This window comes from Pantoea sp. Ep11b, from assembly GCF_040783975.1.
Lineage (GTDB): Bacteria > Pseudomonadota > Gammaproteobacteria > Enterobacterales > Enterobacteriaceae > Pantoea.
The window spans coordinates 1224396-1247105 of sequence record NZ_CP160631.1; the positions used below are offsets into that span (position 1 = coordinate 1224396).

Consider the following 22710-nt stretch of genomic DNA (forward strand, 5'->3'; position numbering starts at 1 on the left):
GATGAGTGCACTGACTATTTTTACCGATCGTGACGCCGCGCAGCCGGTGTGGCATAGCACTGACGCAGAGGCGATCCGCGATCGCCTGAACACCAAAGGCGTCCGTTTTGAACGCTGGGAAGCGGATCGCAACCTGGGTGACAATCCGGACGCCGAAACCGTTATCCGGGCGTATCAGCACGCTATCGATCGGCTGGTGGCGGAGAAGGGCTATCAGAGCTGGGATGTCATCAGCATGCGCGCCGACAATCCGCAGAAAACGGTGTTGCGCGAGAAGTTTCTTAACGAGCATACGCACGGCGAAGATGAGGTGCGCTTCTTTGTCGAAGGGGCCGGACTCTTCTGTCTGCATCTGGATGGCGAGATCCTGCAGATCCTCTGTGAAAAGAACGATCTGATCTCGGTGCCGGCGGGCACGCCCCACTGGTTTGACATGGGCTCGTCACCGCACTTTACCGCGATCCGTATCTTCGATAATCAGGAAGGCTGGGTGGCGAACTTCACCGGCGATAAGATAGCGGATGCCTATCCGCGTCTGGCGTAACCGGTCACTCTGCGCGTGAGGCGTCGGGCCGCGCAGCCCGCGCCTCACAGCGCATTATCGTGGCTGAAAGTGGCCATCCCGCACCTGATCGGGCGTCACCACGCCGGTGTCCAGTATCCAGCCGCTGATCAGGGCGGCAGGCGTGACATCAAACGCCGGGTTGAAAACCTTCGCCGCCTCCGGCGCCCACTGAACGCTGCCAAAGCTGCCCGCAACGCCTGTGACTTCGCTGGCGGCCCGCTGCTCGATCGGAATGGAGGCGCCATCAGGACAGTGGCGATCCAGCGTGGTATGCGGAGCCGCGACGTAGAACGGGATCTGATGATAGTGGGCCAGCACCGCCAGGCTATAGGTGCCAATTTTGTTCGCCACATCGCCGTTGGCGGCAATGCGGTCCGCGCCGACCCAGACCGCATCCACCTCGCCGCGCGCCATCAGGCTGGCGGCCATGGCGTCGGTAATCAGGGTGTAGGGCACCCCCAGTTCACCCAGCTCCCAGGCGGTCAGACGCCCTCCCTGAAGCAGGGGACGGGTCTCATCCACCCAGACATTTATTACCCGACCCTGCTGATGCGCCCGTGCGATAACACCCAGCGCAGTACCGACACCCGCCGTCGCCAGTCCGCCGGTATTGCAGTGAGTCAGAAGCTGGCTGCCGGGTTTCACCAGCGTGCAGCCCGCCTCCGCGATGGCGTCACACAACTGCTTATCTTCCTGCACCAGCCGCCAGGCCTCCTCCGCCAGCGCGGAGGCAAAGTCCGGCTGCGCCAGTGCCACTTTCATTCGATCCAGATTATTCATCAGATTGACCGCGGTAGGACGGGCGGCGCGCAGGGTCTCCAGCGCCTGCGCCAGTGCAGCGCGTGTCTCGCCCTGACCGGCCAGCAGCGCCAGCAGCAGCGAGGCGGAAAGCCCAATCAGCGGCGCACCGCGCACCCGCAACGCATGAATATGCTCAATCAACTGCGGCACGCTGTGTGCAGGCAGCCAGTTTTTCTGCTGCGGCAGCGCCTGCTGGTCGAGGATCCAGAGCTGATTGTCACGAACCTGTAAACTGGTAGTTTTAAGTGTCTGCATTGTGGGTGAAATCCATGTTGCGTTAATGACAGGTATTGTGCCAACATGCTGAACGGATGTATAGACGTCTGAACGGCTTATTATCCCCGGTCATCCCCCTTCGATTGATGAGGAAAAGGCAATGTCGCAATACCATACCTTTACTGCTGCTGATGCTGTGGACTATGCCCGGCAATTTGGCGGTGTGGACAATCCTGCTGCACTGAGCCGGGCAGAAGAGATTGGTGATGGCAACCTCAACCTGGTGTTTAAGATCTATGACGACCAGGGTACCAGCCGGGTGGTGGTCAAGCAGGCGCTGCCTTACGTGCGCTGCGTGGGTGAGTCGTGGCCGCTGACGCTGGACAGGGCGCGGCTGGAAGCGCAGACGCTGGTCGAGCATTACAAATATTGTCCGCAGCACACGGTGCAGATAACCCATTACGATGCGAATCTGGCGGTGATGGTGATGGAGGATCTCTCCAGCCATCGCATCTGGCGCGGCGAGCTGGTGAAGGGGGTTTACTACCCGGAAGCGGCCCGGCAGTTAGGCGTCTATCTGGCAGAAACCCTGTTTCACACCTCCGATTTCATCCTGCATCCGCACCAGAAAAAAGCGGAAGTGGCGCGGTTCATCAATCCGGAAATGTGTGAAATCACCGAAGATCTCTTTTTTAACGATCCCTACACCGGTCATGAGCGCAACAGCTATCCCGCCGCGCTGGAGCCACTCGTCGCCAGCCTGCGCGACGACGCTGCGCTGCGCATTGCGGTGGGCGGCCTGAAACATCGCTTCTTTGCCCATGCCGAAGCACTGCTGCACGGGGATATCCACAGCGGCTCGATCTTTGTGGCGGACGGCAGCCTCAAGGCGATTGATGCGGAATTTGGCTATTTTGGCCCTATCGGTTTTGACGTCGGTACCGCTATCGGGAACCTGCTGATTAACTACTGCGGCCTGCCGGGGCTGCTGGCGCCGCGCGAGGCGGCCGATGCACGCGAACAGCGCCTCAGCGATATACATACGCTCTGGACGACCTTTGCCGCACGCTTCATGGCGCTGGCAGAAGAGAAAACCCGCGATCAGGCGCTGGCCTGGCCGGGCTACGCGGCCGCGTTTCTGCGCAAAGTCTGGGCAGACACCATTGGTTACTGCGGAACCGAACTGATTCGCCGCACGGTGGGGATGTCCCACGTCGCCGATATGAAGCTGATTGCCGATCCGGCGATGCGCACCGACTGCATCCGCAATGCGATTAACCTGGGTCGCACGCTGATTCTGGCGGCGGATCATGTAGAAGATGCGGATGCGCTGATTGCCCGCATCCGTCAGGCGGGATAAAAAAAGGCCGACGGGAAGTCGGCCTCTGAAAACAGTTCTGGCTCCGGGCGCACAGGGTCACTACCCGGAGCCGGCATCACATCGGCTCCCGATTCTAGGCCGCCTCACTCGCCCGTGACGCAGGCTGAGGCGCTTTCTCAGGCACCGCCACCGCCAGTGCGTCCGGCTCAAACTCATCGACGTTAATCGACCGCAGACGGCTCACTTCGGCACGCTGCAGGATCTCAGCCTCTTTCGCATCGATCCAGCCCTGCTCCAGCCCGCGCTTCGCCAGCGCATCCAGCCGGGTAAAGGAGAGAGGCTGTTTCGTCTGTTTGCACAGCCGATCATGAATCACCTCGGCCGCCATGACATCCTGCAGCGCCTGTTCCAGCTGACCGGCAGGGTTATGTTCGCTCGGCGTCAGGTACATGCCACGGCCCAGGCGGCTGCGGGTCGCGGAGGGCTGCTGCAGCATTTTCGCCAGCTGATGATCCAGACGGTCAGACGGTGCAGGGCAGTGGTGTCCGCCCGCGAACAGCGTCATCCGCAGGGCGCCCGCCACCAGCCGGTTCGGGAAGTTACGCAGCAGATCGTCCATCGCCTCTTCGGCCTGGTGCAGCGCATCCTGCACACCCCAGTGCACCAGCGGCAGATCGGCTTCATTGCGGCCCTCATCGTCATAACGTTTCAGCGTCGCCGAGGCAAGATAGAGCTGGCTCAGCACATCACCCAGACGCGCCGAGATGCGCTCACGCCGCTTCAGGCTGCCGCCCAGCACGGCCATCGACACATCAGAGAGCAACGCCAGGTTCGCGCTGATGCGGTTCAGGTGCTGATAGTAACGGCGGGTGCTGTCGCGGGTCGGGCTGGCGCTGGTCCGTCCGGCGGTGATCCCCAGCCACAGGCTGCGCATGGCGCTGCTGCCGACATGGCCGATGTGGCTGAACAGCGCCCGGTCAAACGCGTTAACGTCGTTGCTGGCGGCCGCCGCCATCTCCTGCAGAACATAGGGATGGCAGCGGATAGCACCCTGACCGAAGATAATCATGCTGCGGGTCAGGATGTTCGCGCCTTCCACCGTAATAGCGATAGGCGCACCCTGATAGGCGCGAGCCAGGAAGTTGCTGTTGCCGAGCATAATGCCTTTACCCCCGGCAATATCCATGGCGTCGATAATGGCGCGCTGACCGCGATGGGTGCAGTGATATTTCACAATCGCCGACAGCACCGCCGGTTTTTCGCCCTGCATAATCCCGGCGGTAATCAGCGTGGCCGCGGCGTCCATTACGTAAGCGTTACCGGCGATGCGCGCCAGAGGCTCCTCGATCCCTTCCATCTTGCCGATAGAGAGACGGAACTGACGACGGATGTGGGCGTAGGCGCCGGTTGCCAGCGCCACCGTTTTAAGGCTGCCGGTTGAGTTTGAGGGCAGCGTAATGCCGCGACCCACTGACAGACACTCGACCAGCATCCGCCAGCCCTGACCGGCCATTTCCGGCCCGCCGATAATGTAGTCAATCGGCACAAAGATATCTTTGCCGCGGGTCGGGCCGTTCTGGAAGGGCACGTTCAGCGGGAAGTGGCGGTGACCAATCTCCACGCCAGGCGTATGCGTCGGGATCAGCGCACAGGTGATGCCCGGGTTTTCGTTGTCGCTGAGCAGATGATCCGGGTCAGACAGTTTGAAGGCCAGGCCCAGCACGGTCGCAATCGGCGCCAGCGTAATGTAGCGCTTGTACCAGGTCAGGCGCATACCCAGCACCTGTTTGCCCTGCCATTCGCCCATGCAGACCACGCCGGTGTCGGGGATCGCCCCGGCATCAGAACCCGCTTCCGGGCTGGTCAGTGCAAAGCAGGGGATCTCGTCACCGCGCGCCAGGCGTGGTAAGTAGTGATTTTTCTGCTCGTCGGTGCCGTAGTGCTGCAGCAGTTCGCCCGGGCCGAGTGAGTTAGGCACGCCGACGGTGATCGCCAGAATGCCGGAGACGCCCGCCAGTTTTTGCAGCACGCAGGCCTGCGCATAGGCGGAGAACTCGAGGCCGCCATACTCTTTCTTGATGATCATCGCGAAGAAACGATGCTCTTTCAGATAGGCCCAGAGTTCCGGCGGCATATCGGCCAGCTCATGGGTGATCTGGAAATCGTTGGCCATACGGCACGCTTCTTCAACCGGGCCGTCGAGAAACGCCTGCTCCTCGGCGGTCAGACGCGGCTGCGGATAATTGTGCAGCTTCTGCCAGTCCGGTTTGCCCTGGAACAGGTCGCCTTCCCACCAGGTGGTGCCCGCATCGATCGCCTCTTTTTCGGTGCGCGACATCGGCGGCATCACCTTACGGAAACGCTGAAAGATCGGCGCTGAAAACAGGCCGCGACGCAGCGACGGCAGGTTAAACGGCAACAGAATGATCGCCAGCGGCAGCAGCAGCCACGGCGTCCAGAGGTGAGCGACAGCCATCGCGGCGGTCCAGAGCAGCAGGATCGCGCTGCTCAGCCGTAACGACAGGCGGTGATAGAACAGGGCGCCGATTAGCGCCACCGTGGCAAGTATCGAAACAACCATCATAGTGAACCGCTCCAAGTAGTAAGAGGTCTGACCTGTTATGTAGAGAGGTTTAGAGCAGTTGGCCCGATTTATCAATTTGTTTACATCGCAATTACAACCTGCCTCACAAAATCCCCGCCCTGTCTGTTTTTTCATCAGTAGCGGCGGTCAGAATCACCGCCACGGCCCGGCATGACGCTTTGCGCTGACGGGCCATTCCGTTAAACTTGCTGCGATTAACCTCTCCTACAAAAGGACACCCCTATGTACCAGGACATCATCCGCGCTGAGCTTAATGAAGCTGCTGACACGCTGAACACATTCCTCAGTGACGATGCCAATATCCATGCGATCCAGCGTGCTGCGGTGCTGCTGGCTGACAGCTTCAAAGCGGGCGGCAAGGTGCTTTCCTGCGGTAACGGCGGCTCCCATTGCGATGCGATGCATTTCGCCGAAGAGCTGACCGGCCGTTACCGTGAAAACCGTCCTGGTTATCCGGCGATTGCCATCTCCGACGTCAGCCATCTCTCCTGCGTCAGTAACGACTTTGGCTACGACTACGTCTTTTCACGCTACGTGGAAGCGGTAGGGCGGCCGGGCGATGTGCTGCTGGGTCTTTCCACCTCCGGTAACTCTGCCAACATCATTAAGGCAATTGAGGCGGCGCGTGCGCAGGGGATGAAAGTGATCACCCTGACCGGTAAAGATGGCGGTAAGATGGCGGGCAGTGCCGATATTGAAATCCGGGTGCCGCACTTTGGTTATGCCGATCGCATCCAGGAGATCCACATCAAAGTCATCCATATCCTGATGCTGCTGATCGAAAAAGAGATGGTGAAGTAATTGCGCCGGCTTCCCGCTCGCGGGGGGCCGCTTAATCTAAGGCGGTGGCTATGTGCGAATTGCTCGGGATGAGCGCCAATGTTCCCACGGATATCTGTTTCAGCTTTACCGGACTGGTTCAGCGTGGCGGTGGAACCGGACCTCACAAAGATGGCTGGGGCATTACTTTTTACGAAGATAAAGGCTGCCGTACGTTTAAAGATCCGCTGCCGAGCTTTAACTCGCCGATTGCGCGCCTGGTGCAGGAGTACCCCATCAAATCGCATTCGGTGGTGGCGCATATCCGCCAGGCGAACCGCGGCCAGGTGTCGCTGGAAAATACGCACCCGTTTACCCGCGAACTGTGGGGCCGCAACTGGACCTATGCGCACAACGGTCAGCTCAAAGGCTATCGTCAGCTGGAAACCGGCACCTTCCGGCCGGTTGGCGAAACGGACAGTGAAAAAGCGTTCTGCTGGATCCTGCATCAGCTGGCCACGCGCTACCCGCGTACGCCGGGCAACTGGCCTGCGGTGTTTCGTTTTATCGGGGAGCTGGCGGGAACGTTGCGGCAGAAGGGCGTGTTTAACATGCTGCTGTCAGATGGCCGTTATCTGATGGCCTTCTGTTCGACCAATCTCTTCTGGATCACCCGCCGCGCGCCCTTTGGCCGGGCGCAGCTGCTGGATCAGGATGTGGAGGTTGATTTTCAGCAGCACACCACGCCGCATGACGTGGTGACGGTGATCGCAACGCAGCCGCTGACGGCCAATGAAACCTGGCAGCGGATTGCGCCAGGTGAATGGGCCTTATTCTGCCTTGGAGAGCGCCAGGAAGGAGCGTGAAGCGGCTTCGGGACTGGCTAAAACCGGTGCCGGGCTGCTCATCACATATTTGCCGCTGGCGACACTCACCACCGGCGGCTGGTGATACTTCGCAAACCAGGCGTATCCCGGCTGCAGCTGCTGCCAGAAACTGGCGTAGGCGGAGTAGCGGTGACGCTGCATGTTGCTGTCGGTCATGCGGAACGGATAAATGCTGATGCTGACATCCTGCTGGCCGTTACGCAGCGCGGCATTCACATAGGTAAAAATCTCATCCATATAGGCGTTGGTCATGGCATAGCAGCCGATTGACTTGCAGTCGCCATGGATCATCAGATAGTTGCCGCTGTAGCCCTGATTGCGGTCATACTGATTCGGGAAGCCGATGTTGATCGCGCGATAAAACCGGCTGTCCGGCTTCAGCTGATTCAGCCTCACGTTGTAAAAACCTTCCGGGCTTTTGAAATCGCCTTCGCGGCGTTTCGGGCCGAGGCCACCCGAAAAGTTACAGATGCGGTAGGTATCCAGCAGGCGGTATTCGTTACCGATTTTGCCGTAAAGTTCGAGTGTGCGTTCTTCCTTGAAGATCTGGATATAAACCGGGGTGCCAAGTAACTGTTTCTTTAACTCTTTGCTGACCGGTGCCGCTGTCTGAACGGGTTCGGGAGTCATTGCCATGCTGAGGGCTGGCAGTAAAATCATCGCAAACAGGAGTGCGATTTTGCCCATGCTGTGTGTACCTTGAGGTGAAGAGAACATGACGCAAATTGTGCGTCTCTGCTTGCATTATCGGAACTGTCCGCTACCGCAGCGCAACATTAAACATTGTCTGTTTTTTTAGCAAGACGGTCTCAGTCAAATTCGCGAATTACTGGCAGTTATTCGGTCAGAAATTTGTAAACTTTAATCCTCAACGCGACAGCGATTGCAGTTACGTCCGCCAGCTGTATACTTATCCAGTGCCGGAGGGGGGTATGCGTAAAATCATTCATGTCGATATGGACTGCTTCTATGCCGCGGTGGAGATGCGTGACAATCCCCAGCTGCGCGATATCCCGATCGCCATTGGTGGCAGCCGCGAACGTCGCGGCGTGATCAGCACCGCCAACTATCCGGCCCGCAAATATGGCGTGCGCAGTGCGATGCCCACCGGCATGGCGCTTAAACTCTGCCCGCATCTGCGTCTGCTGCCGGGCCGCTTTGACGCCTATAAAGAAGCCTCTGCGCAGATCCGTGAGATCTTTACCCGCTACACCTCACTGATTGAACCGCTCTCGCTGGATGAAGCCTATCTGGATGTGACCGACAGCCCGCACTGTCACGGCTCGGCGACGCTGATGGCCCAGGCGATCCGCGCCACCATTTTTCGTGAAACCGGACTTACCGCCTCGGCCGGGATCGCCCCGATTAAGTTTCTGGCGAAGATCGCCTCTGACCTCAACAAGCCGGACGGCCAGTATGTGATCACACCGCCGGAGATGGCCGGTTTTCTGCTGACCCTGCCGCTGGCGAAAATTCCCGGCGTCGGCAAAGTGTCGGCTAAAAAGCTGGAGGAGATGGGGCTGGCCACCTGCGGCGACGTGCAGAAAGCGGACCTGGCGCTGCTGCTGAAGCGTTTTGGTAAGTTTGGCCGGGTGCTGTGGGAGCGCAGTCACGGCATCGATGAGCGAGGCGTGATTGTGGAGCGCGAGCGTAAATCGCTGGGCGTTGAGCGCACGCTGGCGGAGGATATCAGCGACTGGGAGGCGTGCCTGGAGATTATCGATTTTCTCTATGCCGAGCTGGACCGCCGTCTGACCCGGATCCGACCCGATAAGCAGGTGGCGCGTCAGGGCGTCAAACTGAAGTTCAGCGACTTTCAGCAGACGACCCAGGAGCATATCTGGCCGGTGCTGAATAAAGAGGACATGATAGCCATCGCCCGCAAGACCTGGGATGAGCGTCGTGCCGGGCGAGGCGTGCGGCTGGTGGGGTTACATGTGACGATGGTCGATCCCCAGCTTGAGCGTCAGCTACTGCTGGGGCTGTAACGGCCCGCCTTTTACTTGCTGTTTTTCGCCGCCAGGGTGGCGAACCACGGCGCAACGAAATCCTGATTATCGCCCCAGCCCGGAATGATTTTGTTCAGCGAGGCGACGTTGACCGCGCCCGGCTGGCTGCTCAGCTGCTGCTGCGAAATCGACGCGGCTTTGAACTGGTATGTGGCTGGCGTCTCTTCACCGGCAATCTTCTTCGCCACCAGACGCATATTCACCGCGCCGATGGTTTTCGGATCGACCGCCACCGTCTGCACCCACGGGCTGTTTTTCTCGCGCATCAGTTGCAGATCCTGGTTTGACACGTCGATGCTGTAGAGCTTGATCTCGGTGCGGCCATTCTCCTGCAACGCTTTATATGCGCCCTGACTGAAGGCATCCCACGCCCCCCAGATGGCGTCGATCTGACCTTTCGGGTATTTTGCCAGAATCGCGCCGATCTTATTCGCCGTGTCACCCTGGACGTCGGTTGAGACCGCACCAATCGACTCAAGCTGCCGGATGCCCGGATTCTCTTTCAGCAGCTTTTCATACACGACCTGACGGCGTTCCATCGGCGGGAAGCCGGCGACCCACAGTTTGACGATCTTCGCCTTGCCGTGGAAATCACTGATGAGCTGGCCCAGCGACAGCTGCGCCAGCGAGGCGTCATCCTGGGCAGTCACGGTGACGCCCGGAACCGGGCTGTCTACCGGCGTATCGAACACCGATAGCTTAATGCCCGCATCGGCGATCCGCTTCACCAGACCACTGGCGTAGGGCGCTTTACCGTGTGACAGCACGATGCCGTCATACTTCTGGCTGATCGCCTGATTCACGAAATCCTGAAAGCGCGCGTCATCGCCGTTGCTCAGGAAGGTACTGACCTTAAAGCCCAGCTGACGGCCCTGCTGGATCGCGCCAGCCACAAACTGGGTGGTGTTGTCATCGGAACCGAGGTTGCGGATCACGGCGATACGAATCGGGCCGTCATGGCTGGCGATAGCGGCAGGCACCGGCGTAACGGCGTCCGCGAAGGCGGCGCTGGCGTTCAGCAGGCTCAGGGCCAGCAGCGAGAGTGTGATTTTTTGCATTGTTATTAACTCCGGTAAATGCGCCTCAGCGGCGCTGGATATAGGTGATCGCCAGCGCTAAGGCCAGCACCAGTCCTTTAATAATGTCCATGGCATAGTAAGGAACGGAGAGCATCACCAGCCCGTTCTGCAGCACGCCGAGGATCACCGCGCCGACCAGCGTGCCGAGCGCATTCGGCTTGCCGGAACCCGCCAGCGAGAAGCCGATCCACGCCGCCGCGACCGCATCCATCAGGTAGCCGCTTCCGGCGTTGACCTGAGAAGAGCCGATACGCGAGGCGAGCAGGATGCCGCCCAGACCCGCCAGCAGCGAGGCGATTACATACGCCAGCACCCGATAGCGGGTGGTGCGGATGCCCGACAGATGTGCCGCTTCCGGGTTGCCGCCCAGCGCATACATCCGGCGGCCATGTTTGGTCAGCGACAGCGCCAGCTGCGCCGCAACGGTCACCACCAGCATGATAATCACGATGGTCGGCACCTGGCCGAGCAGGCCAAAGGCCGCCGGAATGGTGCCTTCGGCCATATCGCCGCTCGGCAGTACCATGTTCTCGGTGATTGAGCCGCCAAAACTGTAGGTCATCGCCACACCCTGAATCACAAACAGGGTGGCCAGCGTCGCCAGCATGTCGGGGATACGCAGGATAACAATCAGAAAGGCGTTGAACAGCCCGACCAGCGTGCAGAGCGCCAGGGTGATCAGGATCGCGCTGGTGGTGCCAAAGCCGTACCAGACAAAGAGGGAGATCACCAGCGCATTCGCCAGCGAGGCGGTTGACCCCACCGAGAGATCAAAGCCGCCCACGGTCAGCGAAATCGAGACGCCGATCGCAATCACCGTCACGATGGCAATCGAGCGCAGGATATTGATGATGTTGTTGGGTTCCAGGAAACTGTCGGAAGCCAGGCCAAAGGCGGCGATCAGGATCACCACCGTCAGCAACATCCCCCATTTATAGAGGAAGTCGAACAGCTGGTGACGCCACGGTGTGGCGGTCAGGTTCAGATGGGTCTCTTTACTGCTCACGCAGGGGTTCCTCCGGTGGAATAGAGCAAAAGCGTCTCTTCGGTGACGTTCTCTGCGGCCAGTTCGGCCACAATACGTCCATCCCAGAGCACGCAAATCCGGTCGCACAGGCCGACCAGTTCAGAAAATTCACCTGACGCATAGATAATGCCTTTGCCTTCCCGCGCCAGGCTGTCGATCAGGGTAAAGAGTTCGGTTTTCGCTTTGATATCGACGCCCTTGGTCGGCTCGTCAAAAATCAGCACGTCTGCGTTGTTGCGCAGCCATTTGCCAATCGCCACCTTCTGCTGATTACCGCCGGAAAGACGGCGCAGCGTCTGAGCCGGGCCGGTGGTGCGGATCCGGAGCTGGCGGATAACCTGCTCCGCCCAGCGCCACGCCTGGCGATGACCAAACAGGCTCCAGCGTGAAAAACTGTCGTCCGCGCTGACGCTGAGGTTCATCGCGACCGACTCATCAATGAAGATCCCCTCTTTGCGCCGCTCCTCCGGCACCAGCGCCATGCGGCGGCTGACCGAGTCGTGCGGAGAGCGGGGCTGCCACGGCTGACCATGCAGTTCGCCCCGGTCGATGCGGCTTTTGCTGGCACCAAACAGCGCCTTGCAGAGTTCGGTTTTACCGGCACCGGCCAGTCCTGCGATGCCGAGGATCTCGCCTTTGTGCAGCCGCAGCGAGATAGCCTGCAGCCGCTCATCATCGTGCAATCCTTCCACCGCCAGCAGCAGCGGCTGCGCCGCCTGTGGCCGGCGGGGCGGAAAGATATCGGTGAGCTGATGTCCCAGCATCTTCTCGACGATCTGCTCGCCGCTGAGCGCGGCCATCGGACCGGTTTCCACCAGGCGGCCATCGCGCAGCACCGTCAGCTGGTCGCAGATCGCTTTCAGCTCATGGATGCGGTGAGAGATAAAGACCACGCCGATGCCGCTGCGCTGCAGACGACGCACAACGGCAAACAGCCGTTCGCTCTCGTGCTGATCCAGCGGGGCGGTGGGTTCATCCAGAATCAGGAAGCGGCAGTGGTGGGAGAGCGCCCGTGCCAGCAGAATTTGCTGTTTTTCCGCCAGGGTGCAGCGCCCGACCAGCCGGTTGACGTCCAGCGTCACGTCGAGCTCTGCCAGCAGCGCCCGCGCCTGACGGCGGACCTCCCCCCAGCGATAGCAGTGGCCGGGTTCAGCCAGCCGATCCAGCAGGATGTTTTCCGCCACGCTGAGCTGCGGCACCAGCGCCACATCCACTTCCTGCTGAACCAGGTGGATCCCCCGCTGCCTGGCTTCACGGGGCGAGCGGATAGAGACCGGCTCGCCATCCAGCAGGATCTCACCGCTGTAGTGGCGGTGCGCACCGGAGAGGATCGCCATCAGCGTGGATTTCCCGGCGCCATTCGCGCCGGTCAGCGCGTGTACCGAATGGCCTTCGCTGCGGAAATCCACCGACGATAGCGCGGCAAACCCGCCAAAAGCGATGGAGATGTTACGCATCTCAAGGCAGTTTAACCCTGGCATGTCATTACTCTCCTGAAGAATCACTGGCCGCATTTTTTCCTGAACGGAGGATGGGCGGCAACAGCCGAAAGCGCATAAGCTAGCACGAAATCTTATTAGCCATCCAGACATCTGGACATAATGGCGTCTATAACCAGCGAAGCGCGGGAACGTGGCGGAATAGCGGGGAGAAGCGCGAAAAAGGTAGCGAATTATGCTGGTGAAAAGGGGCAGGCATAAAAAAACCAGGCCGGAGCCTGGTTTACTTTTTTGCGGCAGAATTACTTTTTCGGGACCACGTTCAGCAGGGTGGTCAGCAGTTTCCAGTAGAGGCCCACGCTTTCGATGTGAACCTGCTCATCCGGCGAGTGTGGCCCGGTGATGGTAGGCCCAATCGACACCATATCCATGTCCGGATACGGTTTTTTGAACAGACCGCACTCCAGACCCGCGTGAATAACCTGGATGTTCGGGGTCTTATCAAACAGCGCGATATAGGTCTCACGGGTCAGCGCCATGATGGCGGAGTCCGCATCGGGCTGCCAGCCCGGATAGCCGCCTTTCGCTTTGGTCTGTGCGCCCGCCAGCTGGCCCAGCGAGGTCAGCATCTGCACCACGTAATCACGGCCCGTATCGATCAGGGAACGAATCAGGCAGTTGATTTCGGCGTGGTCATCTTCCATTGTGACCACACCGATGTTCAGTGAGGTTTCCACCACGCCTTTTGCCACGTCTGAATTGCGGATCACACCGTTAGGCGTGCTGTTCAGCAGGTTAAGGAAGCGATCGCGGCTGTCACGGCTCAGGGCGTCACCCTGATGCGCCAGCGGCTCGCTGACCAGCGCGATGTTCGGCTCTTTTGTGCCATGCTCGTTCTTAATGGCGCTCAGGAACTGCGCCGCCGCCGATTTCAGCGCGTCGGCTTTATGGCTTTCAACGGCCACGGTCGCGAAGGCTTCACGCGGAATCGCATTGCGCAGCGTGCCGCCGCTGAAGGCCAGCAGACGCAGATCCAGTTCGGCCGCGTGTGCCGCCAGGAAGCGTGCCAGCAGTTTGTTGGCGTTGCCAAGACCCATATGGATATCGGCGCCGGAGTGACCGCCGCGCAGCCCTTTCAGCGTCAGCTTCAGGGTCTGGAAGTCAGCCGGAACGGCTTCACGGGTCAGGGGCAGGGTGGAGACGAAGTCGATACCGCCCGCACAGCCCATGTAGATCTCACCCTCTTCTTCTGAGTCGGTGTTGATCAGAATTTCGGCCTGCAGCCAGTTGGGTTGCAGTCCGAACGCGCCATCCATGCCGGTCTCTTCGGTCATGGTCAGCAGCACTTCCAGCGGGCCATGCGTCAGGCTGCTGTCCGCCAGCACCGCCAGCGCCGAGGCCATACCGATGCCGTTGTCCGCGCCCAGGGTGGTACCGCGCGCTTTGACCCACTCGCCATCGATCCACGGCTGAATCGGATCTTTGGTGAAGTCATGCACGGTGTCGTTATTTTTCTGCGGCACCATATCCAGATGCGCCTGCAGCGCGACCGGCTTGCGGTTTTCCATGCCCGGGGTGGCGGGTTTACGGATCAGGATGTTGCCGACCTGATCGCGCTCACACCAGAAGCCCTGCTCTTTCGCCCAGCCCATGATGTAGCCAGCCAGCGCTTCTTCGTGAAAGGAGGGGTGAGGAATGGAGCAGATCTTAGCGAAAATATCCCACAGTGGCTGTGGAGAGAGTTGAGACAATTCAGACACGACAGGTCTCCTGTATCCGTGTACCGGCGGGGCCGGACATCGCGAGTTTCCAGTGAAAAATCGCCGTCAGAAAATCTGACGAGCCAGGCCCGAGAATATCACTGTTTTTCACCGGGTGCGCTCTCCGGCGCGCTAAAAAGCCGCAACCAGCGCGCGGGTGCTGGTTTTTAGCGCGTCAACTCCTTATAATCTCGCGCAACCTTTTCCCCGTTGCACATTTTTAAGCCACTTCGGTTGGCTGGGATTTCTATTCTATGAGCGAAAAATACGTCGTTACCTGGGACATGCTTCAGATCCATGCCCGCAAACTGGCCCAGCGCCTGCTGCCTGTTGAACAGTGGAAAGGCATCATCGCGGTGAGCCGCGGCGGTCTGGTACCGGCTTCGCTGCTGGCCCGTGAACTGGGTATCCGTTACGTTGATACCGTCTGCATCTCCAGCTACGACCACGATCATCAGCGCGAAATGAAAGTGCTGAAGCGCGCAGAAGGCGACGGCGAAGGGTTTATCGTGATCGATGACCTGGTGGACACCGGCGGTACCGCCCAGGCGATCCGCGAGATGTACCCGAAAGCCCGTTTCTGCACCATTTTCGCTAAACCGGCCGGTCGCGCACTGGTTGATGATTACATCGTGGATATTCCGCAGGATACCTGGATCGAGCAGCCGTGGGATATGGGCGTGGTCTACATTCCGCCGATTGTAAAAAACTGATTGATACACATCAGACAACGCCCGGTTTTCCGGGCGTTGTGCTTTCTGAGCCTCGCACGCTGAATAGCCGTACAGTACACTTAGCCCACGCCGTTCTGATGCAGGAGAAGTGAGTATGTCGAGCAAAAATCTCAGCGAGGAGCTGTTCAAGCCGCGCTTCAAACATCCTGAAACCTCTTCCCTGGTTCGCCGCCAGCATCACGCCACCCCGGATGTCCACTCCGCCCTGGATGGTGATAGCCAGCGTGGCTGGTATCGTATGCTCAACAAACTGATGTGGGCATGGCGTGGTCTGACGCCGCAGGAGATCAGCGAAGTGCTGGCGCGAATCGCCATCAGCCGGGCTGAACACACCGATGAGGCACTGCTCGACACGGTCATCGGGTTTCGCGGCGGCAACTGGCCCTTTGAATGGTGCCGACAGGCGGGATTCTGGCAGCAGAAGGCGCTGGAGACCCGCGACGACAGCGAGGCGGGCAACCACTGGCTGCATGCGGCGCATCTCTACAGCGTCGCCGCCTATCCCTATATCAAAGGGGATGAGCTGGCCGATCAGGCGCAGACCCTGGCGAATCGCGCCTATGAAGAGGCGACGCAGCGGCTGCCCGGCGAACTGAAAATCCTCACCTTCGCCATCCCGAACGGCAGCCCGGTCAGCGGCTTTCTGCACATGCCGCCGGGTGTGGACGCCCCTTATCCCACCGTGCTGTTCTGCGGCGCGCTCGACTCCCTGCAGAGCGATCACTATCGTCTTTTCCACGACTATCTTGCCCCGCGCGGCATCGCGATGCTGACCATCGATATGCCGTCGGTCGGTAACTCGGTGAAATGGACGCTGAATCAGGACACCAGCTTCCTCCATCAGCAGGTTCTGCGCGATCTGGCAAACGTACCGTGGATCGATCATCAGCGGGTGGCGGCGTTTGGCTACCGCTTCGGGGCCAACGTGGCCGTGCGACTGGCCTATCTGGAGTCGCAGCGGCTGCGCGGTGTCGCCTGTCTGGGGCCAATCGTCAACGCTCTGCTGACCCAGAGAGCGTTGCAGGATGCGATCCCGAATATGTATATGGATATGCTGGCCAGCCGGCTGGGCATGGCCACCGCCTCCGACAGCGCGCTGCGCACCGAACTGAATCGCTACTCACTTAAAACCCAGGGGTTACTGGGCCGCCGCACGCCGACGCCGATGCTGTCGGGCTACTGGCAGAACGATCTCTTCAGCCCGGAAGAGGAGAGCAGGCTGATTGCGAACTCCTCGTCAGACGGCAAAGCGCTGCTGATCCCGGTTAAGCCGATGATAGCCAGTTTCGACAGGGCGCTGAATGAAATTTGCGACTGGCTGGAGAAGCGTCTAAAAAGGTAACTGGCAAAATTCACACTGTTTGCTACAACTAGTAGCGAAATTGTTCCGGGGTGTCTGTCTTACGCCAGGGTGTGAGCAGAGTGCCAGGAAAAACAGGGCTGTATAGCGGTCAAACCTACGGAGAATCAGCATGACGTTACCAAGTGGTCACCCCCGCAGTCGCCTGCTTAAGCGCTTTACGGAGCTGGGGCCCTATATTCGCGAGGGAAAATGTGGCGAAACCCGGTTCTTCTTTGACTGCCTGGCTGCCTGCGTCAATGTGAAACCGGCACCGGAGCTGCGTGAATTCTGGGGCTGGTGGATGGAGCTGGAAGCGCAGGCTGACCACTTTACCTATGTCTACCATATCGGTCTGTTCGATAAAGAGGGCGACTGGTCGGTAGCCACAATCAAAGGCAAAGAGAACACGGCGCGCGTGGAAGAGACGTTACGGAATTTCCACACCCGCCTGAAAGCGATGCTGAAGGAGCAGGAACTGGACCTTATTCCGGCCAGCGACTTCGATGAGAAACCGGTGAAGCTGAGCGCCTGATTAGGGTTCAGCATAAAAAGGGCGAGTTAAAAAACTCGCCCTTTTTTTATGGCTGTTCTGGCGCGCCTGCCCGCAGGCAGGCCTCTGCAATCAGAACTGGTAGGTCACACCCATCGCCACCACGTCGTCGTTGTTGAGTGACAGCGCGTTATCATCATCCAGCTGGTTGATTTTGTAATCCACGAAGGCGGACATGTTTTTGTTGAAGTAGTAGGTCGCGCCCACGTCGATATATTTCACCAGATCCGCATCGCCGATACCGTTTTCAATATCTTTGCCTTTGGTCTGCACATAACCGACAGAAGGACGCAGGCCGAAATCAAACTGATACTGCGCCACCAGTTCGATGTTCTGCGCTTTGTTGGCTGCGCCCGCGACGGCAGCGCCGGTGTTGCGGTTGGTGCCGCTGATAGGCGTCATGTTGCGGGTGTCGGTGTAGATCGCGGCCAGGTAAACGCTGTTGGCATCATACTTCACGCCTGCACCCCATGAATCCGCACGGTCACCACGGCCATAGGCGCGCGCCTGCTGCTGGGTGGTGCGATCAGAGGAGGTGATGGCACTCATCAGGCTCACGCCGGAATCGCCCAGCGCATAGCCCAGAGAGGCGCCGTAGCCGTCGCCGTTCTGACGGTTGATGTCAGTACGGCTGTTGGCGCTGCTGGCGTCGTTTTTGCCCTGATACTGCAGCGCAAATTTCAGCCCATCCACCAGGCCAAAGAAGTTGTTGTTACGGTAGGTCGCCACGCCGGTTGCGCGCTGCGTCATGAAGTTATCGGAGCGGGCCGTGCCGTCGCCGCCAAACTCAGGGAAGACGTCGGTCCAGGATTCCACGTCATACAGCACACCATAGTTGCGGCCATAATCCACCGAACCATACTGCGAGAACTTCAGACCGGCAAAGCCAAGGCGGGTTTTGTTGCCGTTGTTCGCATCGCTGCCTTCGGAGTTGTTAACGTTATACTGATATTCCCACTGACCATAACCGGTCATCAGGTCGTTAATCTGCGTCTGACCCTTGAAGCCGATACGGGTATAGGACTTGTCACCGTTTGCGCTGGCATTATCGCTGATGTAGTGCTCTGCCTTGACCTTGCCGTATAAGTCCAGCTTATTGCCGTCTTTGTTATAGATTTCGGCAGCCTGCGCGGCAGAAGCCAGCGTCAGTGAGGAGAGGATCAGGGCCAGTGTGCTTTTCTTCATTTGCTATCAATCCCAATGTGAACGCCGTAAAAAAATGAAAGTTTTTGTAAAGCACCGACTTTTTACCCGTCACTGATGAACTTTTTATGACACTTTTCCTGATTTCTTGTTAATGCTGAACTTTTGGTCTACCGCCTTGTTCGCGTAATTTCGTGCTTTTCCCCCGCTGGCTGTTGGCATCCGTATCGACTCCTGTTAAAACGTCCTTTCGTAAAAATTTTTCACTACGGCAGGAAATATGAGTGGCAGTCAGACCCTCGTGGTCAAGTTGGGTACCAGCGTTCTTACCGGCGGCTCCCGCCGGTTAAATCGGGCGCACATGGTGGAACTGGTTCGTCAGTGTGCGCAGCAGCACGCCGCAGGCCACCGCATTGTGATCGTCACCTCTGGCGCGATGGCCGCCGGACGCGAACATCTGGGCTACCCCGAACTGCCACCGACCATCGCCTCAAAGCAGCTGCTGGCTGCGGTGGGGCAGAGCCGTCTCATTCAGCTGTGGGAACAGCTGTTTTCCATTTACGGCATCCATATTGGTCAGATGCTGCTGACCCGCGCCGACATGGAAGATCGCGAACGTTTCCTGAATGCCCGCGACACGCTGCGTGCGCTGCTGGATAACCACATTGTGCCGGTCATCAATGAGAATGACGCCGTCGCTACGGCGGAGATCAAAGTCGGCGACAACGACAACCTTTCCGCGCTGGCCGCGATGCTGGGCGGAGCCGACAAGCTGCTGCTGCTGACCGATCAGCAGGGGCTGTTTACCGCCGATCCGCGCAATAATCCCGACGCGGAGCTGATCAGCGACGTCCATATTATCGATGATGCGCTGCGCGCTCTGGCGGGTGACAGCGTCTCCGGGCTGGGGACCGGCGGCATGTCCACCAAGCTTCAGGCGGCCGATGTCGCCTGCCGTGCGGGTATCGATGTGATCATCGCCTCCGGCAGCCGCAGCGGCGTGATCAGCGATGTGATCGACGGCAAACCGGTCGGCACACGCTTTCACGCGCAGCAGTCGCCGCTGGAGAATCGCAAGCGCTGGATCTTTGGTGCGCCACCGGCCGGTGAACTCACCGTCGATGACGGGGCGCTGGCGGCCATTATCGAACGCGGCAGCTCGCTGCTGCCCAAGGGCATCCGCGCTATCCAGGGAAACTTCTCGCGCGGTGAGGTGATCCGTATCCGTAGCCTGCAGGGGCGCGATATCGCCCATGGCGTGTCGCGCTACAACAGCGACGCTATGCGGATGATCGCCGGTCACCACAGCCAGCAGATCAGTGAAATCCTGGGATATGAATATGGCCCGGTGGCGGTTCACCGCGACGATATGATCGTCAGTTAAGGAGCGGATAATGCTTGAAGAGATGGGAAAAGCGGCACGCGCCGCAGCTTACACCGTGGCCGATCTGTCAGCGGCCGAAAAGAATCAGGTGCTGATGACGATTGCCGACCGCCTGGAGGCGGAGAGCGCCGATATTCTGGCGGCCAATGAGCTGGATTTAGCCGATGCGCGTCAGAACGGCATGAGTGCCGCGCTGCTGGATCGGCTGACGCTCAACCCGCAGCGGCTCAGCAGCATCGCCAGCGATGTCCGTCAGGTCTGCCAGCTGGCCGATCCGGTCGGCCAGTTAATGGATGGTGGCCTGCTCGACAGCGGGCTGCGGATTGAACGCCGTCGTGTGCCGCTGGGCGTGATCGCGGTGATTTACGAGGCGCGCCCCAACGTCACGATCGATGTCGCCAGCCTCTGCCTGAAAACCGGCAATGCCGCCATTCTGCGCGGCGGAAAAGAGACCTGGCGCACCAATGCGGCCACGGTGCGCGTCATCCAGAATGCACTGCAGCAGCACGGTTTGCCGACGGCCATTATCCAGGCGATTGAAAACCCCGACCGCGAGCTGGTGAATCAGCTGCTGAAGCTGGATCGCTACGTCGATATGCTGATTCCGCGCGGCGGAGCCGGTCTGCACAAACTGTGCCGGGAAAATTCGACCATTCCGGTGATCACCGGCGGCATCGGCGTCTGTCACATCTATATCGATGAGACGATGGAGATCGAACCGGCACTTGATCTGATCGTCAACGCCAAAAAACAGCGTCCCAGCGCCTGTAACTCCCTGGAGACGCTGCTGGTGGATCAGGCGATGGCCGATCGTTTCCTGCCCGCCTTCAGCGCGCGTATGGCGCAGGAAGGGATCGCGCTGCACGCCGACAGCAATGTGCTGGCGCAGCTGCAGCAGGGGCCAGCCACGGTCACGCAGGTGACTCCTGAACAGTACAACGATGAGTGGCTGTCGCTGGATCTTAACGTCCGACTGGTGGCGGATATGGATGAGGCGATCGAGCATATTCGCACCCACGGCACGCAGCACTCTGATGCCATTCTGACCCGCAACACCCGCAACGCCGCGCGCTTTGTGCGGCAGGTCGACTCATCGGCAGTCTATGTGAACGCCAGCACCCGCTTTACCGACGGCGGGCAGTTTGGACTGGGCGCAGAAGTGGCGGTCAGCACACAGAAGCTGCATGCCCGCGGGCCGATGGGGTTAGAGGCGCTGACCACCTATAAATGGATAGCCTGGGGCGACGACACGCTCCGATCCTGACCACACTAATTTTTAACAAAACGGGAGTCTTTCACAGACTCCCGTTTTTTTTAGCGCATTTTTTCGGGCCAGTGAAAGATAGAGTTTTTTGTGAATCAGATCTCTTTTCGCGCTGGCTTTGTCACCGCTGTCCGCTATGCTGGCTGAATTTTACGCAATTTTTTACGGAACATTCCTGAAAGCCCAGGCTCTATGCGGCCTGAGGCAATATTTTTTGTTCAGCGGCAGGCTGAAGCGGATAATGATAATCAGAAATGCTTGATAAAGCGGTTAGGTAGTAAATGAGCGGTAATATAAAATGAACTGGTAGCAATAATGAAAATAACATCCAGTATCTCTTCTATGGCTGATTATTAACTAATGGTTAAAAAAGAAAGTACAAGACAGGCTTTCACTGCCAGGCTGATAGCGGCCTGTGAGAGTGCCGGCATTGTCGGACATGGACGAAACAAACAGGTTGCCAGGGCCCTGCAGCAGCAAGGCTGTAAGATTTCAACGCCAGGAGTGTGGAAGTGGTTTAATGCGCAGTCCGTCCCCGATGGCGGTAATCTGCTGGCGCTCAGTCAGCTGCTGGGCGTCAGGGTAGAGTGGCTGCAATACGGAATGGAGCAGCCCGCAGAACCGGTCACGCTGAACACCTTCACTGCCCACAAAAGTGTGTATCGGGTCGACAGTCTCGACATCGGGCAGCGCAGCGCGGCGGGCTTGCCCGCGCGCGATGAGTTTGTAGAGACCATCCAGGCCATTGAGTATGGTCTGGATGAGGCGCGGGTGCTGTTTAATGGCCGTCCGGCAGAGAACATCCGGCTTATCGCTATCAACAGCGACTCAATGGCGGACACCTTTGCGCCACGCGATCAGCTGTTTGTGGACATCAGCGTGCGGATGTTCGACGGCGACGGCATCTATATCTTTACGCTTGACGAGCAGCTCTACCTCAAACGCTTACAGCTGCAGCATAAGAAAATTGCTGTAATTTCAGATAATAAACGTTATGAAACCTGGTATCTGAATCATGAGGATGTCACCAGCCTGAAGGTGCTGGCGAAAGTGATCATGAGCCAGGCACGTCACTATCAAATCCTCGGCTAAGCCCGTTTTTGTCGCTTTCCTCGGGGGGCTGCAAAAAAATAATCGGCTTAAATTCATAAATTTAACCAGCGGTAAATAAAAAATTAACCAACAGTGTTTGATAATGCATAAGAACCTGTTAATAATTTGAACATGGACGAACGAAGCAGTTCTTTCAGGGATGAGCCGCTCTTAAACAATTGAGGCGCTGCACAAGCGCGAATCATACCACCCAAAAGTCAGTGAACTTTGGGATGGGGTGGATGCGCAAAATGCAGCGTCGTCAGATGCCGTTATTTCCCTTCGCTTACTTTCCACCTGGCTGCTTACGCAGCCGGGCGGCAGGCGTGCGATCGCAATAAACGACATTCGGGCCCGTTCGGATCACCGAAAGCTCGCGCCTGCCACCCCATCGCCAAAGACTCATTCACAGGAGGAGTTATGGCGATAATTCACTATGGCAAAAGCGTTTTTGTGGGCAACGCACGTACTCGCCGCCATCGGCGGCGCCAACCCCTCAGCAGCCTGAAACAGAGCATCGATCAGGCGCTGAACTTCCCGACTGAAACACTACCCCTGCGACGTGCAGAGCAAATCTGCCAGCGTCAGGTTACTCCGCGTGTTGAACGCGCAATCACCGCTCCCCGTATTACCAGTCAGGAAACACCCAGTTTCGACAACTGCTGCCTGCCGCACGTCCATCTCTACGCCGTGGGCTGACAGGCAGAGAAAAGGGCGGTTTCCGTTCCGATCA

The 22710-nt window shown here is 58.8% G+C and carries 20 protein-coding genes; 12 read left to right on the plus strand and 8 right to left on the minus strand.

Annotated features, from left to right (window positions below; all coding sequences use genetic code 11):
- The first annotated feature begins 1 nt into the window (after position 1).
- Positions 2-544 (plus strand): acireductone dioxygenase, encoded by a 543-nt coding sequence (locus tag AB1748_RS05645; RefSeq protein WP_111140143.1) that lies wholly within the window; start codon positions 2-4, stop codon positions 542-544.
- A gap of 54 nt (positions 545-598) precedes the next feature.
- On the opposite strand, the gene mtnA is transcribed toward AB1748_RS05645, so the two are convergent.
- Positions 599-1621, minus strand: a complete 1023-nt coding sequence (gene mtnA / locus AB1748_RS05650) for an S-methyl-5-thioribose-1-phosphate isomerase (protein WP_293770968.1) — start codon at positions 1619-1621, stop codon at positions 599-601.
- Between the two features lie 121 nt (positions 1622-1742).
- Between mtnA and mtnK the strand changes: the two genes are divergently transcribed.
- Positions 1743-2942 (plus strand): S-methyl-5-thioribose kinase, encoded by a 1200-nt coding sequence (gene mtnK / locus AB1748_RS05655; RefSeq protein WP_111140145.1) that lies wholly within the window; start codon positions 1743-1745, stop codon positions 2940-2942.
- Positions 2943-3036: 94 nt separating this feature from the next.
- Here mtnK and fadE read toward each other — a convergent pair whose 3' ends face one another.
- On the minus strand, positions 3037-5487 hold the full coding sequence (fadE, locus tag AB1748_RS05660) for an acyl-CoA dehydrogenase FadE (protein ID WP_367396108.1): 2451 nt from the start codon (positions 5485-5487) through the stop codon (positions 3037-3039).
- 243 nt (positions 5488-5730) lie between these two features.
- Between fadE and lpcA the strand changes: the two genes are divergently transcribed.
- Together lpcA and AB1748_RS05670 are read left to right on the plus strand one after the other, a co-directional pair.
- Complete coding sequence (gene lpcA / locus AB1748_RS05665; protein ID WP_111140147.1) at positions 5731-6309, plus strand: D-sedoheptulose 7-phosphate isomerase; 579 nt, start codon at positions 5731-5733, stop codon at positions 6307-6309.
- A gap of 50 nt (positions 6310-6359) precedes the next feature.
- Positions 6360-7133, plus strand: coding sequence for a class II glutamine amidotransferase (locus AB1748_RS05670; protein WP_111140148.1), 774 nt, complete (start codon positions 6360-6362; stop codon positions 7131-7133).
- Here the strand turns inward: AB1748_RS05670 and dpaA are convergent.
- Entirely contained in the window at positions 7098-7841 is a 744-nt protein-coding gene (dpaA, locus tag AB1748_RS05675) for a peptidoglycan meso-diaminopimelic acid protein amidase (RefSeq protein WP_111140149.1), read from the minus strand. The two genes, AB1748_RS05670 and dpaA, sit on opposite strands and share 36 nt — an antisense overlap.
- 245 nt (positions 7842-8086) lie before the next feature.
- Here dpaA and dinB point away from each other — a divergent pair, with 245 nt between their 5' ends.
- Positions 8087-9142, plus strand: coding sequence for a DNA polymerase IV (dinB, locus tag AB1748_RS05680; RefSeq protein WP_111140150.1), 1056 nt, complete (start codon positions 8087-8089; stop codon positions 9140-9142).
- A gap of 11 nt (positions 9143-9153) precedes the next feature.
- On the opposite strand, the gene AB1748_RS05685 is transcribed toward dinB, so the two are convergent.
- The 4 genes from AB1748_RS05685 to pepD form a co-directional block, all read right to left on the minus strand.
- Positions 9154-10221, minus strand: a complete 1068-nt coding sequence (locus AB1748_RS05685; RefSeq protein ID WP_111140151.1) for a sugar ABC transporter substrate-binding protein — start codon at positions 10219-10221, stop codon at positions 9154-9156.
- 25 nt (positions 10222-10246) lie between these two features.
- The gene (locus AB1748_RS05690) at positions 10247-11248 is read right to left on the minus strand and encodes an ABC transporter permease (RefSeq protein ID WP_111140152.1); all 1002 of its coding nucleotides are present in this window, start codon (positions 11246-11248) and stop codon (positions 10247-10249) included.
- On the minus strand, positions 11245-12750 hold the full coding sequence (locus AB1748_RS05695; protein ID WP_367396109.1) for a sugar ABC transporter ATP-binding protein: 1506 nt from the start codon (positions 12748-12750) through the stop codon (positions 11245-11247). Before AB1748_RS05695 ends, AB1748_RS05690 begins: the two co-directional genes overlap by 4 nt.
- 260 nt (positions 12751-13010) lie before the next feature.
- The gene (gene pepD, locus AB1748_RS05700; RefSeq protein ID WP_293770956.1) at positions 13011-14468 is read right to left on the minus strand and encodes a beta-Ala-His dipeptidase; all 1458 of its coding nucleotides are present in this window, start codon (positions 14466-14468) and stop codon (positions 13011-13013) included.
- A 254-nt stretch (positions 14469-14722) separates the two neighbouring features.
- Between pepD and gpt the strand changes: the two genes are divergently transcribed.
- From gpt to crl, 3 genes are all read left to right on the plus strand, one after another.
- Positions 14723-15181, plus strand: a complete 459-nt coding sequence (gpt, locus tag AB1748_RS05705; RefSeq protein WP_111142236.1) for a xanthine phosphoribosyltransferase — start codon at positions 14723-14725, stop codon at positions 15179-15181.
- A gap of 115 nt (positions 15182-15296) precedes the next feature.
- Positions 15297-16544, plus strand: coding sequence for an esterase FrsA (gene frsA / locus AB1748_RS05710; RefSeq protein ID WP_367396110.1), 1248 nt, complete (start codon positions 15297-15299; stop codon positions 16542-16544).
- A gap of 130 nt (positions 16545-16674) precedes the next feature.
- Positions 16675-17076: a sigma factor-binding protein Crl gene (gene crl / locus AB1748_RS05715; RefSeq protein WP_111142234.1), complete on the plus strand. Its 402-nt coding sequence runs from the start codon at positions 16675-16677 to the stop codon at positions 17074-17076.
- Positions 17077-17166: 90 nt separating this feature from the next.
- On the opposite strand, the gene ompC is transcribed toward crl, so the two are convergent.
- Entirely contained in the window at positions 17167-18279 is a 1113-nt protein-coding gene (gene ompC / locus AB1748_RS05720; protein ID WP_111142277.1) for a porin OmpC, read from the minus strand.
- A 238-nt stretch (positions 18280-18517) separates the two neighbouring features.
- Here ompC and proB point away from each other — a divergent pair, with 238 nt between their 5' ends.
- The 4 genes from proB to AB1748_RS05740 all read left to right on the plus strand — a co-directional run bounded on the left by proB (position 18518) and on the right by AB1748_RS05740 (position 22676).
- Positions 18518-19621, plus strand: coding sequence for a glutamate 5-kinase (proB, locus tag AB1748_RS05725; protein ID WP_293770951.1), 1104 nt, complete (start codon positions 18518-18520; stop codon positions 19619-19621).
- Positions 19622-19631: 10 nt separating this feature from the next.
- A complete protein-coding gene (gene proA, locus AB1748_RS05730) occupies positions 19632-20885 on the plus strand; it encodes a glutamate-5-semialdehyde dehydrogenase (protein WP_111141861.1) in 1254 nt (417 codons plus the stop codon).
- A gap of 360 nt (positions 20886-21245) precedes the next feature.
- Positions 21246-21977: a S24 family peptidase gene (locus AB1748_RS05735; protein WP_111141859.1), complete on the plus strand. Its 732-nt coding sequence runs from the start codon at positions 21246-21248 to the stop codon at positions 21975-21977.
- Between the two features lie 420 nt (positions 21978-22397).
- Complete coding sequence (locus AB1748_RS05740; RefSeq protein ID WP_111141857.1) at positions 22398-22676, plus strand: hypothetical protein; 279 nt, start codon at positions 22398-22400, stop codon at positions 22674-22676.
- Positions 22677-22710: the final 34 nt, after the last annotated feature.

Coding starts and splice junctions, on each gene's coding strand:
- AB1748_RS05645 (WP_111140143.1), top strand. CDS start 2: ATGAGTGCACTGACTATTTTTACCGATCGTGACGCCGCGCAGCCGGTG.
- mtnA (WP_293770968.1), bottom strand. CDS start 1,621: ATGCAGACACTTAAAACTACCAGTTTACAGGTTCGTGACAATCAGCTC.
- mtnK (WP_111140145.1), top strand. CDS start 1,743: ATGTCGCAATACCATACCTTTACTGCTGCTGATGCTGTGGACTATGCC.
- fadE (WP_367396108.1), bottom strand. CDS start 5,487: ATGATGGTTGTTTCGATACTTGCCACGGTGGCGCTAATCGGCGCCCTG.
- lpcA (WP_111140147.1), top strand. CDS start 5,731: ATGTACCAGGACATCATCCGCGCTGAGCTTAATGAAGCTGCTGACACG.
- AB1748_RS05670 (WP_111140148.1), top strand. CDS start 6,360: ATGTGCGAATTGCTCGGGATGAGCGCCAATGTTCCCACGGATATCTGT.
- dpaA (WP_111140149.1), bottom strand. CDS start 7,841: ATGGGCAAAATCGCACTCCTGTTTGCGATGATTTTACTGCCAGCCCTC.
- dinB (WP_111140150.1), top strand. CDS start 8,087: ATGCGTAAAATCATTCATGTCGATATGGACTGCTTCTATGCCGCGGTG.
- AB1748_RS05685 (WP_111140151.1), bottom strand. CDS start 10,221: ATGCAAAAAATCACACTCTCGCTGCTGGCCCTGAGCCTGCTGAACGCC.
- AB1748_RS05695 (WP_367396109.1), bottom strand. CDS start 12,750: ATGCCAGGGTTAAACTGCCTTGAGATGCGTAACATCTCCATCGCTTTT.
- gpt (WP_111142236.1), top strand. CDS start 14,723: ATGAGCGAAAAATACGTCGTTACCTGGGACATGCTTCAGATCCATGCC.
- frsA (WP_367396110.1), top strand. CDS start 15,297: ATGTCGAGCAAAAATCTCAGCGAGGAGCTGTTCAAGCCGCGCTTCAAA.
- crl (WP_111142234.1), top strand. CDS start 16,675: ATGACGTTACCAAGTGGTCACCCCCGCAGTCGCCTGCTTAAGCGCTTT.
- ompC (WP_111142277.1), bottom strand. CDS start 18,279: ATGAAGAAAAGCACACTGGCCCTGATCCTCTCCTCACTGACGCTGGCT.
- proB (WP_293770951.1), top strand. CDS start 18,518: ATGAGTGGCAGTCAGACCCTCGTGGTCAAGTTGGGTACCAGCGTTCTT.
- proA (WP_111141861.1), top strand. CDS start 19,632: ATGCTTGAAGAGATGGGAAAAGCGGCACGCGCCGCAGCTTACACCGTG.
- AB1748_RS05735 (WP_111141859.1), top strand. CDS start 21,246: ATGGTTAAAAAAGAAAGTACAAGACAGGCTTTCACTGCCAGGCTGATA.
- AB1748_RS05740 (WP_111141857.1), top strand. CDS start 22,398: ATGGCGATAATTCACTATGGCAAAAGCGTTTTTGTGGGCAACGCACGT.